Source organism: Streptococcus sp. SCPM-O-B-15277 (M60) (genome assembly GCF_058200335.1).
In genome coordinates this window covers 1-705 of the sequence record NZ_JBYQGR010000013.1, presented here as the reverse complement: position 1 = coordinate 705, position 705 = coordinate 1, and the positions used below count along the sequence as shown (strand labels likewise).

Genomic DNA, 705 nt, shown 5'->3' with positions numbered 1-705 from the left:
CAATCGGGAAGACAGGATTCGAACCTGCGACACCTTGGTCCCAAACCAAGTACTCTACCAAGCTGAGCTACTTCCCGAATTAAATTGTTAATGCACCCTAGAGGAGTCGAACCTCTAACCGCCTGATTCGTAGTCAGGTACTCTATCCAGTTGAGCTAAGGGTGCTCTTCAATATATGCCGAGGACCGGAATCGAACCGGTACGATCGTTACCAATCGCAGGATTTTAAGTCCTGTGCGTCTGCCAGTTCCGCCACCCCGGCCTCTATAAGCGAACGACGGGATTCGAACCCGCGACCCCCACCTTGGCAAGGTGGTGTTCTACCACTGAACTACGTTCGCATCGACTCTGGTTTATATTAAAAAAAATGCCGGCTACATGACTTGAACACGCGACCCTCTGATTACAAATCAGATGCTCTACCAACTGAGCTAAGCCGGCTGATTTCTATTATGCGGGTTAAGGGACTTGAACCCCCACGCCGTTAAGCGCCAGATCCTAAATCTGGTGCGTCTGCCAATTCCGCCAAACCCGCAAATATGACCCGTACTGGGCTCGAACCAGTGACCCATTGATTAAAAGTCAATTGCTCTACCAACTGAGCTAACGAGTCAAATAACTTTCGTTATTACGGTCCCGACGGGAATCGAACCCGCGATCTTCGCCGTGACAGGGCGACGTGATAACCGCTACACTACGGGACCT

At 50.8% G+C, this 705-nt stretch carries 8 tRNA genes; all 8 read right to left on the bottom strand.

What is annotated here, in order from left to right:
- Positions 1-3: 3 nt before the first annotated feature.
- The 8 genes from AC3E9F_RS08445 to AC3E9F_RS08410 all read right to left on the bottom strand — a co-directional run bounded on the left by AC3E9F_RS08445 (position 4) and on the right by AC3E9F_RS08410 (position 704).
- Positions 4-77 (bottom strand) — tRNA-Pro (locus AC3E9F_RS08445).
- Positions 78-91: 14 nt separating this feature from the next.
- Positions 92-165 (bottom strand) — tRNA-Arg (locus tag AC3E9F_RS08440).
- An 11-nt stretch (positions 166-176) separates the two neighbouring features.
- Positions 177-262 (bottom strand) — tRNA-Leu (locus AC3E9F_RS08435).
- Between the two features lie 7 nt (positions 263-269).
- A tRNA-Gly gene (locus AC3E9F_RS08430) sits at positions 270-341 on the bottom strand.
- Between the two features lie 27 nt (positions 342-368).
- Positions 369-441: transfer RNA gene (locus AC3E9F_RS08425), tRNA-Thr, on the bottom strand.
- A gap of 12 nt (positions 442-453) precedes the next feature.
- Positions 454-535, bottom strand: a tRNA-Leu gene (locus AC3E9F_RS08420).
- Between the two features lie 5 nt (positions 536-540).
- A tRNA-Lys gene (locus AC3E9F_RS08415) sits at positions 541-613 on the bottom strand.
- Between the two features lie 18 nt (positions 614-631).
- A tRNA-Asp gene (locus AC3E9F_RS08410) sits at positions 632-704 on the bottom strand.
- Position 705: the final 1 nt, after the last annotated feature.